The sequence below is a fragment of the uncultured Pluralibacter sp. genome (assembly GCF_913775985.1).
Classification (GTDB): domain Bacteria; phylum Pseudomonadota; class Gammaproteobacteria; order Enterobacterales; family Enterobacteriaceae; genus Pluralibacter.
On record NZ_CAJYMB010000009.1, the window covers coordinates 1 to 12579 of the forward strand.

Below are 12579 nucleotides of genomic sequence, written 5' to 3' on the forward strand. Positions count from 1 at the left end.
ATTCAAGCTGAGACATGAGGGATAGACATAGGCATGATGGAGGAGAGGAACTCACTTGAAACTGATCTCAAATCTGTGGTCAGATCGCCAGAGCGCTGGCTCAGCTGTGGGTCAACAATGCGCCCGAGGGCTGGCTTTTTCTCGATGAACCCACGTCGGCCCTGGATCTGTATCACCAGCAGCATCTGCTGCGGCTACTGCGCAGGCTCACCTCGGCGGGCGGACTGCACGTCTGTGCCGTGCTCCACGACCTGAATCTTGCGGCACTGTGGGCGGATCGGCTGCTGCTGCTGCACGCGGGCAGGATAGTGGCCCAGGGCGATGCGGAACAGGTACTGAGCGCCGCCTCCCTGCGGCGCTGGTACGGGGCCGATGCGGCCATTGGCACACATCCGCAAAGCGGCACGCCGCAGGTCTTCCTGAATCCATAAATCGCTAGCTAGCTTGAGCAGCTCACTTCCAGCCGCTTGCCCCACTCCGGCGGGCGGCGGGCGTAGTCGTCCTGGCGATCGGCAAACGGCTCGCGCAGCGCCTGGTGCAGGCGCTCCAGCTCCAGATAGTCGCCTTTTTCCGCCTGCTCGATGGCGCGCTGGGCCAGCCAGTTGCGCAAAACCACTGCCGGATTGTGCTGATGCATGCTGTCGCGGCGCGTCTCGTCGTCAACGCTTTCGCGCTGCAGCCGGCTGCGGTAGGTGCTGAACCACGTATCAAACGCCGACCGGTCGATAAACTCATCGCGCAGCGGCGAAGAAGGGCTCTGCTGCACGGTTTCGCCCAGCAGGCGGAAGGTGCGGGTAAAGTCGCTGCTCTCGCGCGCCATCAGCTCCAGCAGGCCATTCAGCAAGTCGTTATCCCCTTTCTCCTCGGTAAACAGCCCCAGCTTGCGGCGCATGCGTTGCCCGTACTCCGTCAGCAGCGCCGGCTCATACTCTTCCAGCGCGCGATTGAGATCGTCAGCGCTAATAAAGGGCGACAGGGTTTGCGCCAGCCGCTGCAGGTTCCACAGCGCTACCGCAGGCTGATTGTCAAAACTGTAGCGTCCCTGGTGGTCCGAATGGTTACAGATGAATCCCGGCTGCCAGTCATCAAGAAAGCCAAACGGGCCGTAGTCGAGCGTCAGACCGAGAATTGACATGTTATCAGTGTTCATCACGCCGTGGGCAAAACCAACCGACTGCCAGCGGGCGATCAAGCGGGCCGTTCTTGTGACAACGTCACTGAACCAGAGCAGGTATTTATCCGTTTCCCCTTCCAGATGCGGCCAATGGTGGCGAATGACGTAATCGGCCAGCTGCTGCACGTTCTGCGGCATGCGCCGGTAATAAAAGTGCTCGAAATGGCCGAAGCGGACATGGCTTTCGGCGATGCGCATCATCATCGCGCCTTGCTCAACGGTTTCGCGATAGACCGGCGTGTCGCTGCTGACAACCGAAAGCGCCCGCGCGGTGGGAATGCCGAGCGCGTGCATCGCCTCCGACGCCAGGCTTTCGCGCAGCGTTGAGCGCAGCACGGCGCGACCGTCGCCCATCCGCGAATACGGCGTCAGTCCGGCCCCCTTAAGATGCCAGTCAACGCGGCTGCCGTCCGCCAGCTGCTGTTCGCCGAGCAGAATACCGCGCCCGTCGCCGAGCTGTCCGGCCCAGACGCCAAACTGATGTCCGCTGTAAACCTGGGCCAGCGGCGCCATGCCGGGCAGCAGCGTTTCGCCGCCCCACACTCCGGCACCATTTTCCGGGGAGAACAAGGTTTCCGGCACGCCCAGCTCCTTTGCCAGCGGCGCGTTGTGCCAGATCAGCCGCGCATTATCCAGCGCGGTAGGTTTCAGTTCGGTGTAAAAATTTGGCAGCTCATCGCGCCAGTGGTGGGTAAAAGTCAGGGTCATAGATCCTCCTGATCCTAGTGTAGTCCCTGAGAGGCGAGATAAATACGGGCGATGCGCAGGGTTATTCCTGTACCAGCTGCGTGAGCGTTTCAACGCCCACGGCAGGCCACAGGGCACCCTGCATAGCGTCAAAGGGCCAGGGCGCCAGCGCCGCCAGCATTGCGTCGCTGTCAACCCCCGACACCATCACGGCGTCAACCGCGGGGGTAATCTGGGCCATCAGCGCGCGCATGACCGGCGTAAACGAGGGAAGCGGCAGCTGGCGATGGATAAAACCGGCGTCAAACACCGCGGCGCTAAACAGGCCGGAGAAAAGTGCTGAGGCAGGTGCGTCCCCGGCGCCGAAGTCGGCCAGAACCAGCGGGAAGGCGGACTTTAAGTGTTCCAGAACGGCTGACGCAGAGGAGGAACCGGCAACTTTTTCACTCACTTTGAGCGCGAGAAACGGGAAGCGCAACGCATTCTCCATTAGCGCCGCATCGGCGAGCAGCGTGCGGGCGACGGCTTCATTGATCGGTATCCACGCGGTAAGGCCGCGGCGGGTGAAGAACAGCGCAGCGCGCTCCACAAGAGCCAGCTGCAGTTTGAATAGCGTAATATCGTTGGGAGGCGGAATGGAAACAGGATAGCGGGCGATGATATCAAGCCCCGCGAGGCGTCCCGCGCCGTCCCGGGCAGGCAGGAGAAGCAGGCCGCGCGCGTAAGCGTCATCCAGGGACACTATCATGGGGATGCTCCTGATTAATCAACTGCTCCACCCGCATCGCGCTACCGATCGGACTCCTCTATTCGCTGCTGAGCCCGGCAACAACCATGTGCGCAAGCAGCAAGTTTTAAGTGTAACGCAGTGATACAAATCCACACGTTTTGTCATTCACTTTCGCGCAGCCCAAAAGTCTACAGTCGGCGGGCCTGCCAGAAATTTTTGCGCCAGTAGACATTATTCAGCGACGAGCGCGTCACCCCCCGGCTGGTGGACGCGTGGATAAACTGGTTATCAGTATCATAGATGCCGACGTGCAGTCCGCTGTCGCCGGCGCCGGTTTTAAAGAAAACCAGATCGCCCGGCAGAAGCTGTTCGCGGTCTATCCGGGTGCCTATTTTCGCCTGCTGGCGGGTTTCCCGCGGCAGCCTCAAATCAAACCGGTCGCGAAAGGTCATCATCACAAAGGCCGAGCAGTCCAGCCCGCGCCGCGATGTACCGCCATAGCGGTAAGGCGTTCCGCGCCAGCTGGCCAGCTGTTCGTTGAGATTGGCAATAACGGCGATACCGTCTGAAAGCCGGGGATTGGGCGGCGGTGCCCGGTGGCTGCTGCATCCGGCTAAAATCAACGCAAAAGCAATGAAAAATAAGAATCGCATGTCCCGGCGAATCCTCTTGGTTTTTATGTTCCAACAGCGGCACTGTACTGAGCAGGCAAGTTTTGCGCCTGCGGGTCCAGTGCCACCATAAATTGATATCCGTCGGTTTCGAGCAGGCGAAACGGCGTGCCGTACGCGGCAGCCAGATTATCGGCTGTCAGCACCTCCGGTGTAGCCCCTGCGGCCAGCAGGCTGCCGCCGCGCATCAGCCAGCAGTGGGTTGCAAAGCGCAGGCTGTGATTGAGGTCGTGGCTGCTCATTACGATGGTAATGCCGGCATTCCTGAGCTCGGACAGGAGGCTGTCCAGCGCGTTCTGCTGCGCCACGTCCAGGCTGTTCATCGGCTCATCGAGCAGCAGCAGCTGGCCTTGTGAGTTAGCGCGCGGGTGAATTTGCAAAATTACCGCTGCCAGCCGCACGCGCTGCCACTCGCCGCCGGAAAGCTGGTGCGCCGGACGCCCCAGCTTGTCTGCCAGCGCCAGCGCCCCGCAGATATCCTGCATCAGCGAGTCCTGTGGTCCGCCCTGCTGATGCAGAGTGAGATAGTGCCAGACGGGCATCGAAAACGGCGGCGTCTCCTGCTGGGTTAACCAGGCCCGGCGGCGGGCGAGCGCCTGCGCGGCGAAAGTGTCAAGCGGTTGCCCCTCAAACAGAACCCGTCCCTCGCCGCTGCTCAGGCCGGCAAGCCGGGTAAGCAGCGTACTTTTGCCTGCGCCGTTAGGGCCAACCAGGTGCAGGATCTCACCTTGCTCTATATTGGCAGTCACAGGCTGAAGGCGGCCGGCCTGCGCCACTTTCGCCAGCTGCAACAGCGGCATATTACTTCGCCAGCGCCAGCTTAATGGCTTCCAGTACAATCGGGTCTTCCGGCGTCATATCGGGAGAGAAGCGCTGAATCACCTGCCCATCGCGGCCGATCAGAAATTTTTCAAAGTTCCATAAAATGTCGCCCGGCTCTTTTGGCGCGCGGCCTTTACTGGCCATACGCTCATAAAAACCGCTGCTTTCCGGCGCAACCGCCGTCGGCGCGGCAGCAATAAGCTTGCGGTAAAGCGGGTGGCGGTGTTCGCCGTTAACCTCTATCTTGCTAAAGAGCGGGAAACTGACGCCGTAGGTGGTGCTGCAGAATGTTTTGATTTCTTCATCGCTCCCCGGCTCCTGGCCGAGAAACTGGTTGCAGGGAAACCCCAGCACATTAAATCCCCGCCCGTTCCAGGCCTGCTGAATGTTTTCCAGGTGCTCGTACTGCGGAGTGAGGCCGCACTGCGATGCCACATTCACAATCAATAGCACATCACCTCGCCAGGATTCGAGTGTTGTATCTTTGCCATCAATGGTAGTCACTGGGGTGTTCAGAATCTCGTTTTGCATAGCATCCTCTTGGTTATCAGGCCCTGCTCTCGCGACAGGTGAACAATCTGTACCGGCGCGCAGAAAAAGAAATAAAAGAATAGGCGCTTTCTCAGCGTCAGGCACGGCTTAAAACTGTATGCTATATATCATATACGAGGAAGTCATAGGTGAGAGCGACCTCATCGGGCTTAAGCATGTAAAGGTAACTTTTTACATGCCGCTGCGATTATCCTCGTGAAGACAATAAAGAATCACCTTGCAAGCAGTCTAAATCCTGAATAATTCGCGCTATCGTAAGGCGGCACGCGGGTACATCACCGGTGAGTCGACAGTTGATAATCCTGTGATTGCGCGCTGCCACCGTACCGGTAGCGTGGAGAGTGACGGATATAAATATCTATAATATCGAGGCCCCACCCATGACGAATATAATCATGCTATGCGTCGCAATTGTCCTACTTATCGTTTCAATCTATTACCTGGTGTCTTTCATTCTTGAGAAGCGACGCCAGCCCTTCTCGTTTCGAAAAAAGAAGTAGAAATAATAGCAGCGTCGCGTAACTACGTTGAAGGCAGCACTTATTTTGACCTTTTCAACAGCAGCCAAATAAAGACCGGGGCCCCGAGGGTGGCAGTGACGACACCCACGGGTAGCTCAGCAGAGGCCAGCGCCAGTCTGGCAATAATATCTGCAACCAGCAGCACAATGCCGCCTGCCATCGCGCAGGCCGGCAACAGCGCGCGGTGATCCGTCAGGCCGCACAGGCGCAGCACGTGCGGCACCACCAGACCAATAAATCCAATAGCGCCCGCCAGCGCAACACTCACGCCGACAAGCCAGCCTATCACCAGCACCAGCACTCTGCGCCACAGCCACAGCGGCAGCCCCAGCTGACGGGCAGACACTTCACCCAGCGAAAGTAAATTCAGCGGTCCCGACTGGAAACAGGCCCAGACGATAGCCGGCAGCAGCGCAGCCATCAGCCATATCTGATGCCAGTCAACGCCGCCGAATCCGCCCATCATCCAGTACATCAGCTGACGTAAATCCACTGAAGTGGAAAAATAGACCGCCCAGGTCATCGCCGCGCTGCAGATGATCCCCAGCGCCACGCCGGCGAGCAGCAGGCGGCTGGTAGAGAGACGTCTGCGGGCAAGAGAGAGCAGAATAACGGTGATAATGAGCGCGCCGGCGATAGCGCAGAGGCTTAGCACCCAGCCGGGCAATCTGCTGCTTCCCAGCAGCACCGCAGCAACCAGGCCCACTCCCGCGCCGTTAGATACGCCCAGCAGCCCCGGTTCCGCCAGCGGATTGGCAAAAAGAGCCTGCATAATAGCGCCGCAGACCGCCAGCGCCGCACCCACCAGCAGCACAGCAAGGGTGCGCGGCAGGCGAATTTGCCAGACGAAGAGATCCGCCGCTGGCGTCGTCCAGGCCTGTGGCGGGATCCACAGCTCGCCAACGCAGAGACTGAGGAGAGCAATAGCGGCGAGGAGTATCCCCAGGCCCGTCAGCCAGCGGCGATTATAGCGATGTTGAATTTGGGCAAAGTTCAAGAGTGATTCCATCCGGACTGCGCCGTAAAAAGCCCGATTTTACGGGGAGCGCGGCGGGTATTAAAGCATAATAGTGCGCTAATCCACTGCGGGAACCACTCTCAACGGGGGTTTATTACGTCAGCAGGTGGAAGAGCACCGCGAAGAGGACAATGTTCGCCAGCACGATAGCCCAACCGCTATAGAGCATGTATTTCAGCTGACTGGACTGCGCCAGGCCCATCTGACCAAACATATCCGATGACGGGAACGGCCCAAACCAGTCTACCTGAGATGATGCCAACAGCACTGCGGTGAGTCCTTGCGGAGGAACACCAGCAGCCATCAGCATTGGACCAAATATTTTATGGGTAAAGGTCATTTGAGCTACTGCTGCTCCGGGTACATGGCCGACGATATTGAAGGCGAAAATACTAAAGCACAGCCATGCAGGAGAAATGCCTTCCAGTAAAGGCCGGGTAGCATCTAACAACCCCTGGTAGGCATGAAGGCTATCCATCAGCTCAAGGATGGGGTTATAAAGCCAGTAGAGTATAAACATCCAGACCAGACGTCCGCATCCCTTGTACAGCGCCTGTAAAATCTCGCTCGGGCGAAGCCCGCCGGCGAGGCCAGTTATCAGCGCTACCAGCAGCATGACAATAATTGCGAAGCTAAAGCCGGCCTTAATGATAACGCCTACGATGGCCATCACGATAATGGTGGCAGCAAAGGCCAGCGCACTCAGCTTACGGCGGCGAAATTTAGCAGGTTGCTCCTGTACCTGCGGCACTTGCGCTGAATGATAGCAGTGCTTCCCCTGCGTCATTTTCTGAATGCGCCCGGCCATAAACCAGCCCGTGACCAGCGTAACGGCGCTCATGGGCAGCCCTGCATACAGCAGGTATTCAGGATAACTGAGGCCACCCAGTTGAAGAATAGTGACGGTACTTGGGGTAAAAGGCCCGGTAAAAAGTCCTACGGAGCCGGCAGTCATCATCAGTGCCGCTACCGTGGGGGGCGTAAGCCCCACGGCAGCAGCGACAGGAATAATGACTGCCACGATGATGGCATTACCACCTGCCATCGTTCCCAACGAGCCGCAAATGAGCACTGATGAAGCAATAATACCAAACTTAACCCGAGCCTGGCTGGAAAGGCCAATTCGATTTACCACGAACCGCACCAGCTCGATTGCAGCACCGGTGCGTGTGGCTACCTCACCCACTCCGGCACCCAGCATAATGATAAGACCGACAGTCGCGATAAACGACCCGGTCGACTTTGCTAGCATCGCGCCCATCGCGGATAAGCCGGTTGAAGTCATAATCATTGCAAAAATAATGGCAGCAATAACCGATAAGACAATATCAACACCCATCAGCGACAAAAGCGCCAGCGCTACCAGTGGCGTAAAGCTCAGAAGCCCCAATTCACTGTTAGGTTGCTCCTGACACCAAAAGGCAATAAGCAGAAATACCAACAGCATCAGGCCAGTGGCAATTTTTTTTCCTGTCAGATCCCGAAAGCTGGTTCTGCCGCCGGAAAGCGTTGAGTCACTCATATAACCCCTTGATAGTAAAATCGTCCGTAAACGACTTTGGGACCGGGTCACTCAGAGAATATCCACCCTCATTTTTATTATTGGCCGTGGCCTGAGGGGAGTAGGTACACAGGTATTATCTGAGAACGTATCGTACGTCAGCAGTCTGCTGCGACGTGACAAACCGCAGCCGGGCTGTCTGGTCACCAAAACTATGTTAACTTAATGTTATTGGAAAATGACTTTTTGTTTACCTCGTATAACCCAGAGTTAACGCCTCCATGAAGCTACGCCATCTTGAAATTTTCTACGCTGTAATGACCGCCGGCTCACTTTCACGGGCTGCTGAATCGCTGAACATTTCTCAACCCGCAGCCAGCAAAGCCTTAAAAAATGCCGAGCAGAAAATTGGTTTTCCCCTCTTTCAAAGAGTGCGGGGCAAACTGCTGCCCAGCAGCGAAGCTCTTACGCTGTATGAGAGAGCGCGCCATATATATCAGGATTTAGATAGTCTGCGCCTGCTGGCTGATAATCTCGCGCGTGATCCGCGGGCCAGGATCTCACTTGGCTGTCTGCCCAGTCTCGGGCTCAGCCTGGTGCCTGAGGTTGTAACTGATTTTTATCGGGTCAATCCGGACCTTGTGATGACGCTGAGTACTGAACATACCGAGATGTTGATCAAGAAACTGGACCTGTGCGAAATCGATCTCGCTCTGACGTTACAGCCGGTCGTTCGTGGAGACATTATTACGTTGCCCGTTGCTGAAGTGCCTTTGGTCTACATCGATCGTGATTACCGCCAGGGTCCGGTCGATATCAACGACATCGATGAAAAGCGCTGGATCTCTCCGGGAAACCACTCACTTTCGGCAGCCATTTCTGCCCACCGCGCATTTTCCATGACGCGACTTAACGTTCAGACCTATTACATGGCAACTGAATTTGTGAAACACGGAATGGGCTGCAGCATTACCGATATTTTCTCTGCGCGAAATAATCTTTCTCCGGAGATGATTCACTCCCTGACGCCGGCGGTGAAAGTGACACTTTGCCTGCTGCGGCGCGCCGACAGTTCTCTAAGCCCAGCCGCGCAAAAGTTTATGGATTTTCTGTGTCACCGCCTGCGCGCCCAGCTCGACACCATTAACCATGAGTTATACCCCTGCGACAAAAAGTCATTTGCGCCTTTTACCTGAATGTTTTGACATAGCGCCATTGCCACTCACAGCAGCGGATCTACAAAAATATGAAAAAGCGCATTGTTATCGTTGGCGGCGGCGTTATCGGGCTAACAACTGCCTACGTATTAATTAAAAGTGGTCATCAGGTGCATCTGGTCGATCGAAATAGCGAGATTGCACAGGCTACTAGCTTTGCCAACGGCGGACAGCTTAGCTATCGCTATGTGGCACCTCTGGCGGATAAGGGCGTTCCGCTGCAGGGGCTCAAATGGATGGGGAAGGCTGACTCACCCCTCAACCTGCAGCTCAAGATGTCTGTAAGCCAGTGGCGCTGGCTGTGGCTTTTTCTACGCGCCTGCAACAGCCAAACCAATAAACTTAACGGTAGTCATATTCTCCGACTTTCTCTGTTGAGCAAGCAGGTTATGGAAAACTGGCGTCAGAATGACGGGCTGCAAGATTTTGCATGGCGCAAATCGGGAAAGCTGGTAATTCACCGCCGCGCGGGTGATTTTACCAAGGCCGCAGGGGGTATTAACCCGGATCATCAGCAGGCTCTGGATCGCAATAGTTGTCTGGTGCTGGAACCTTCATTGAAATATCTGCATCCATTACTCAAAGGTGGGATCTACTCGCCGGGAGACGAAACTGCAGATTGCCATAAATTCTGCCAAGCCCTGCTGGCCAAATTGACTACCAGTCCCGATTTTATCTTTACACCCAATTGTGAAGTCACTGGATTTTCTGCACGAGCAGGGCGGATTGTGACAGTAAAAACGCGCGCTGGAATACTGGAGGGCAATGAGTTCGTAATCGCGGCCGGTAATGGCAGCACCTCGCTACTGGCCGATATCGGTGTTCGTGTTGCGCTCTGCTCCCTGAAAGGCTACAGCCTGACGCTGCCCTATCCTGACGCCTCGGGTATCGCGCCCGATATTAGCGTTACCGATTACGCCAACAAGATCGTCTACGCTCACCTTGGTGAACGGCTTCGTGTTGCAGCAATGGTCGATATTGGCTACGACGATGAAGTGCTTCGTCCCGCGCGGCTCGCAGCATTAAAACGTACGGTACGGGATAGTTTCCCTGAACTTGAAGGTATTGATGACGCTCTGTGCTGGACGGGGATGCGCCCTTCTACGCCCTCCGGCCCTCCATTAATAGGCCGGACTGGCTATAGCAATTTGTGGATGAATATCGGTCAGGGAAGTCTCGGCTTTACGCTGGCCGCCGGTAGTGCTGCCGTGCTTGGCGCGCTCATTGATGGCGTAAACCCCTCTATCTCTCTAGAAGGTTTGACATGGAAACAAACGACATGACTCTCAAACGTAATCATTCCGGGCCTCGTCTGTCGGCGAGCGTCCAACACGGAAATCTTATTTTTCTCTCTGGCCAGACTCCGGTGAACAACACGGATGATATTGTGCTGCAGACTCGGGAGGTGCTACAAAAGATCGACACCCTGCTGACTGAAGCAGGCAGTGACAATCAACATCTGCTTAGCGCTCAAATATGGTTGAAAAATCTCGGACGTGATTTTCAGAGATTCAACGACGAGTGGGTGAAATGGCTTGCGGACGGCAACACTCCGGCACGTGCAACCGTACAGGCGGAGATGGCGAGGCCGGAGATATTGGTTGAAATCATGGTTACAGCTGCAAAAGCCTGATCGAAAGGCAGAAAAAAGGCCGCTTAGCGGCCTTTTTAATTACTCAGAAATTATTCTGCTTTGGGCGAAGCGTTTTCGACGCGGCTTTTTAACTTCTGGCCGGGTCTGAAGGTCACCACGCGCCGGGCTGTAATGGGAATATCCTCGCCCGTTTTCGGGTTGCGCCCGGGGCGTTGATTCTTATCACGCAGATCAAAGTTGCCAAAACCTGATAGTTTTACCTGCTCGCCATTCTCCAGAGCGCGACGTATCTCTTCGAAAAACAGCTCAACCAGTTCTTTGGCATCCCGCTTGCTAAGCCCAAGCTTATCAAACAGATATTCTGACATTTCAGCTTTTGTAAGCGCCATAGGTTCAATCCCTCAATGATGCCTGGAATCGCTCTTTTAATGCCTCTACGCATTTGGCAACGGTAGTGGCAATCTCCTCTTCTTCGAGTGTACGGCTGGTATCTTGCAGGATCAGGCTGATGGCAAGGCTCTTAAAACCTTCCGCCACACCCTTACCGCGGTACACGTCAAATAAGTTTACGCCAACTACCTGATTTACGCCAACTTTCTTGCACTCAGCCAGAACATCTGCTGCCGGTACATTTTCTGCGACCACAACGGCGATATCGCGGCGGTTCGCCGGGAAGCGGGAAATCTCTTTCGCCTCAGGCACCGCGCGGTCTGCGAGCTTGTTCCACTCAAGTTCAAACACCAGCGTGCGGCCATTGAGATCGAGCTTGCGCTCCAGCTCGGGATGCACAACACCCGCAAAACCAATGCGTTCACCTTTCAGATAAATCGCGGCCGACTGACCCGGATGCAGGGCCGGTTTCGTTTCAGCTTTAAACTGAATGTCTCCCAGTTTGCCGGTCAAATCGAGCAGGGATTCGAGATCGCCTTTTAAATCATAGAAATCGACCGTCTCTTTCGCGATGTCCCAGTGCTCATCCACGCGGTTACCACAGATAACGCCACCCAGCATCAGATCCTGACGAATGCCCAGCGGCGCCTGTGTGTCTGGCACGAAGCGCAGCCCGCTTTCAAAAATGCGCACGCGGTTCTGCTGGCGGTTCTGGTTGTACACGACGGTATTGAGCAGGCCAGTCCACAATGACAGGCGCATCGCCGACATTTCGCTGGAAATTGGGCTTGGCAGGATCAGCGCCTCTTCGCCCGGATGCAGCAGCTGCTGTAATTTCGGGTCGACAAAGCTGTAGGTGATCACTTCCTGATAGCCTTTGTCGTTAAGCAGGGTTTTTACCCGCTTCAGCGACAGGCGGGATTCCTGATGATTACCCATAATCAGGCCTGCCTGAACCGGCGCGTCCGGGATATTGTTATAGCCGTAAACCCGCGCAACTTCTTCGACCAGATCCTCTTCAATCTCCATATCAAAGCGCCAGCTCGGCGCGACTGCCTGCCACTGGCCCTGACCTTCGGTCACTTCACAGCCGAGGCGGCGGAGAATGTCGCTAACCTCCGCATCGGGGATGCTGTGGCCGATAAGCCGGTCCAGCTTGCTGCGGCGCAGAGTAATGGTCGCACGAACAGGCAGCGCATCTTCACGGGTAACGTCAATCACGGGACCGGCTTCACCGCCGCAGATGTCGATAAGCAGACGCGTGGCTCGCTCCATCGCTTTGTACTGTAGCGCAGGATCGACGCCACGCTCGTAGCGGTGGGAGGCATCGGTGTGCAGGCCGTGACGGCGCGCACGCCCTGTAATGGCAAGCGGGCTGAAGAACGCGGCTTCCAGCAGAACATTCTGCGTTTCACCGTTGACGCCGGAGTGCTCGCCGCCGAAGATGCCGCCCATCGCCAGCGCTTTCTGCCGATCGGCGATAACCAGCGTGTCAGCATTGAGTTTTGCGGTGCTGCCGTCCAGCAGCGTAAGCGCTTCGCCCTCTTTCGCCATGCGCACCACGATGCCGCCGTCAATGCGGTCAAGATCGAAAGCATGCATCGGCTGACCGAGCTCAAGCAGCACGTAGTTGGTGACGTCAACTACTGCGTCAATAGAGCGGATGCCGCAGCGGCGCAGCTTCTCTTTCATCCACAGCGGC

Annotated in this window: 12 protein-coding genes and 2 pseudogenes; 5 read left to right on the forward strand and 9 right to left on the reverse strand. The window is 56.3% G+C overall.

All coding sequences use genetic code 11. The features are described 5' to 3' along the window. Positions 1-80: 80 nt before the first annotated feature. Positions 81-431: pseudogene (gene hmuV / locus QZ766_RS00510) on the forward strand (hemin ABC transporter ATP-binding subunit); the annotation flags it as partial. 8 nt (positions 432-439) lie between these two features. Here hmuV and selO read toward each other — a convergent pair. From selO to QZ766_RS00535, 5 genes are all read right to left on the reverse strand, one after another. Further along, positions 440-1882, reverse strand: coding sequence for a protein adenylyltransferase SelO (gene selO / locus QZ766_RS00515; protein ID WP_297196155.1), 1443 nt, complete (start codon positions 1880-1882; stop codon positions 440-442). A gap of 61 nt (positions 1883-1943) precedes the next feature. Then, entirely contained in the window at positions 1944-2609 is a 666-nt protein-coding gene (locus QZ766_RS00520) for an EAL domain-containing protein (RefSeq protein WP_297196156.1), read from the reverse strand. 170 nt (positions 2610-2779) lie between these two features. After that, complete coding sequence (locus tag QZ766_RS00525; RefSeq protein WP_297196158.1) at positions 2780-3244, reverse strand: NlpC/P60 family protein; 465 nt, start codon at positions 3242-3244, stop codon at positions 2780-2782. Between the two features lie 23 nt (positions 3245-3267). After that, positions 3268-4062, reverse strand: coding sequence for a vitamin B12 ABC transporter ATP-binding protein BtuD (gene btuD / locus QZ766_RS00530; RefSeq protein WP_297196159.1), 795 nt, complete (start codon positions 4060-4062; stop codon positions 3268-3270). Between the two features lies 1 nt (position 4063). Beyond that, a complete protein-coding gene (locus QZ766_RS00535; protein ID WP_297196161.1) occupies positions 4064-4615 on the reverse strand; it encodes a glutathione peroxidase in 552 nt (183 codons plus the stop codon). Between the two features lie 416 nt (positions 4616-5031). On the opposite strand from QZ766_RS00535, the gene QZ766_RS00540 reads away from it, so the two are divergent. Further along, positions 5032-5136 (forward strand): small membrane protein, encoded by a 105-nt coding sequence (locus tag QZ766_RS00540; RefSeq protein WP_297196172.1) that lies wholly within the window; start codon positions 5032-5034, stop codon positions 5134-5136. A 40-nt stretch (positions 5137-5176) separates the two neighbouring features. On the opposite strand, the gene btuC is transcribed toward QZ766_RS00540, so the two are convergent. After that, positions 5177-6166 (reverse strand): vitamin B12 ABC transporter permease BtuC, encoded by a 990-nt coding sequence (gene btuC, locus QZ766_RS00545; protein ID WP_297196163.1) that lies wholly within the window; start codon positions 6164-6166, stop codon positions 5177-5179. Positions 6167-6269: 103 nt separating this feature from the next. Beyond that, positions 6270-7697 (reverse strand): gluconate:proton symporter, encoded by a 1428-nt coding sequence (locus QZ766_RS00550; protein WP_297196165.1) that lies wholly within the window; start codon positions 7695-7697, stop codon positions 6270-6272. 260 nt (positions 7698-7957) lie between these two features. Here QZ766_RS00550 and QZ766_RS00555 point away from each other — a divergent pair, with 260 nt between their 5' ends. From QZ766_RS00555 to QZ766_RS00565, 3 genes and pseudogenes are all read left to right on the forward strand, one after another. After that, positions 7958-8872, forward strand: coding sequence for a LysR family transcriptional regulator (locus tag QZ766_RS00555; protein ID WP_297196167.1), 915 nt, complete (start codon positions 7958-7960; stop codon positions 8870-8872). Positions 8873-8898: 26 nt separating this feature from the next. Beyond that, positions 8899-10176 (forward strand): annotated as a pseudogene (locus tag QZ766_RS00560) (D-amino acid dehydrogenase); the annotation flags it as partial. Further along, positions 10173-10526, forward strand: coding sequence for a RidA family protein (locus QZ766_RS00565; RefSeq protein ID WP_297196174.1), 354 nt, complete (start codon positions 10173-10175; stop codon positions 10524-10526). The pseudogene QZ766_RS00560 and the gene QZ766_RS00565, both read left to right, overlap by 4 nt. 50 nt (positions 10527-10576) lie before the next feature. Here the strand turns inward: QZ766_RS00565 and ihfA are convergent, their stop codons facing one another. Together ihfA and pheT are read right to left on the reverse strand one after the other, a co-directional pair. Beyond that, a complete protein-coding gene (gene ihfA / locus QZ766_RS00570) occupies positions 10577-10876 on the reverse strand; it encodes an integration host factor subunit alpha (RefSeq protein WP_006820203.1) in 300 nt (99 codons plus the stop codon). A 4-nt stretch (positions 10877-10880) separates the two neighbouring features. Further along, a partial coding sequence (gene pheT / locus QZ766_RS00575) for a phenylalanine--tRNA ligase subunit beta (RefSeq protein ID WP_297196170.1) occupies positions 10881-12579 on the reverse strand: 1699 nt, incomplete at its 5' end.

Excerpts from the sequence above, each read along its gene's own strand:
- btuD (WP_297196159.1), bottom strand. The coding sequence starts at position 4,062 with ATGCCGCTGTTGCAGCTGGCGAAAGTGGCGCAGGCCGGCCGCCTTCAG.
- QZ766_RS00555 (WP_297196167.1), top strand. The coding sequence starts at position 7,958 with ATGAAGCTACGCCATCTTGAAATTTTCTACGCTGTAATGACCGCCGGC.
- selO (WP_297196155.1), bottom strand. The coding sequence starts at position 1,882 with ATGACCCTGACTTTTACCCACCACTGGCGCGATGAGCTGCCAAATTTT.
- QZ766_RS00550 (WP_297196165.1), bottom strand. The coding sequence starts at position 7,697 with ATGAGTGACTCAACGCTTTCCGGCGGCAGAACCAGCTTTCGGGATCTG.
- QZ766_RS00565 (WP_297196174.1), top strand. The coding sequence starts at position 10,173 with ATGACTCTCAAACGTAATCATTCCGGGCCTCGTCTGTCGGCGAGCGTC.
- QZ766_RS00520 (WP_297196156.1), bottom strand. The coding sequence starts at position 2,609 with ATGATAGTGTCCCTGGATGACGCTTACGCGCGCGGCCTGCTTCTCCTG.
- btuC (WP_297196163.1), bottom strand. The coding sequence starts at position 6,166 with ATGGAATCACTCTTGAACTTTGCCCAAATTCAACATCGCTATAATCGC.
- QZ766_RS00535 (WP_297196161.1), bottom strand. The coding sequence starts at position 4,615 with ATGCAAAACGAGATTCTGAACACCCCAGTGACTACCATTGATGGCAAA.
- ihfA (WP_006820203.1), bottom strand. The coding sequence starts at position 10,876 with ATGGCGCTTACAAAAGCTGAAATGTCAGAATATCTGTTTGATAAGCTT.
- QZ766_RS00525 (WP_297196158.1), bottom strand. The coding sequence starts at position 3,244 with ATGCGATTCTTATTTTTCATTGCTTTTGCGTTGATTTTAGCCGGATGC.
- QZ766_RS00540 (WP_297196172.1), top strand. The coding sequence starts at position 5,032 with ATGCTATGCGTCGCAATTGTCCTACTTATCGTTTCAATCTATTACCTG.